Below are 1,446 nucleotides of genomic sequence, written 5' to 3' on the forward strand. Positions count from 1 at the left end.
ATGAGCCGGATGAGCCGGATGAGCCGGATGAGCCGGATGAGTTTTTACCCGATCCACTGGATAAGTCCGTTTCTTTGGACGATCCGGATTTGCTGTCATCAGAATCATCATCGGAGTCGCTGGAAGAACTCCCTGAGCTGTCGTCTGAATCTTTGCTGGTTTTGCTGTCGTCATCGACCTTTTGCTGACGCTCATCGGCATCATCGCTGTCCTGGTCGCTGCTGCTCCGTGAGACGCGTGTGCGCCCCAGATCGGAAGGCCCGGAGCGCACCTGGATTCGATCAACGGTCACGCCGTTTTTGGCATCCACGCGGCCGCTCACCTGAACGCGTTGGTTGACCGCCATCTGGCTGCGTGGGTCCATGCTGATGCGAGTCTCGGGCGCCAGATTCAGTACTTTGCCTCCTACGTTGATCTGATTGCCACGCAGCGCGTGCAAATAGCCCTCATACACAACCCGGGTCACTTTGGACAGACTGCGTTGCGCCGGGTCCATGCCAACCTGTTGTGCATGCAGGACCCGACCGTCCCAGCGGCCACGCACGTTGACCTCAGCGCCAGGGGCAACTGGTGGCGAGGCACCGTTGTCCATTCGTACCGACGCACCGTGGACCATAAAACCCAGCCCGTCAACGCGGCTGGCCTGGCCCATCAAGCTGGCCTGAGCCTGTGGGGCAATTGACTCCAGGCGCGAGGCGGAGATGTCGCCCGACGCCAGACGATGTCCACTGACCCGAACCCAGTCTCCTGCCTGAATCCGCGTGAGCGCTTGCGGGTTGCCAGCCAGCACAGTTTGACCCAGTACCTGCATGCGACCAGTGGCGTGGTCAACTTTCCCCACCGGTCCAACGGCTGCATGGGTGACCGCAATGTTGCGGGCTGACAACTGGTCTCCCGCGCCGGCGGCATGGACTGATACGACCTGGCCTACCGCCAGGGCACGCGCATGGATCGGCTGTCCGTCTGCTGTCACTGGCGTAGAGCTGTCGTAATGGACTTCGATGCCGTTCACACAAATGCTGGCGAAGCCGGTGATTACGCCCACCACACCAATGTCGCCAGCGCCGTCGAGTGCCAGACCAGTGCCACCGATACCGGGTGTCTGTGCGACCGCTGGTCCATTGCCACCGGGTGCCCTTGGCTGGAGCTCCGGCGCGCCCGTGCCGCCAATGCCGGGTGTCGCAAAGCCGCTGGGCGCACCTGTGCCGCCAATGCCTGGGGTAGCCAGCGCCGGGTTAATCAGAGAGGCGGCCCCGTTGCATGGATTTTGGGCCAGTGCCATCGGACTGGTGACGACCAGGCACAGAGGCAGCACGGCAAGGAGGAGCCGGGTGACAAGCCGCAAAGTCAGTGTGTGCATACGGGCTCCCATGGTTCAAGAGGTGTTGCCGTCGGTTGGCTCGGTATAGAAGTAAATGCCAAAGGTCATGCGTTGGCGTTGCTCCA

Annotated in this window: 1 protein-coding gene; it reads right to left on the reverse strand. The window is 61.8% G+C overall.

Annotated features, from left to right (window positions below; translation table 11 throughout):
* A partial coding sequence (locus tag KBF66_RS07405) for a DUF5666 domain-containing protein (RefSeq protein ID WP_296654636.1) occupies positions 1–1,360 on the reverse strand: 1,360 nt, incomplete at its 3' end.
* Positions 1,361–1,446 lie beyond the last annotated feature (86 nt).

Source organism: Rhodoferax sp. (assembly GCF_018063565.1).
Classification (GTDB): Bacteria; Pseudomonadota; Gammaproteobacteria; order Burkholderiales; family Burkholderiaceae_C; genus Rhodoferax.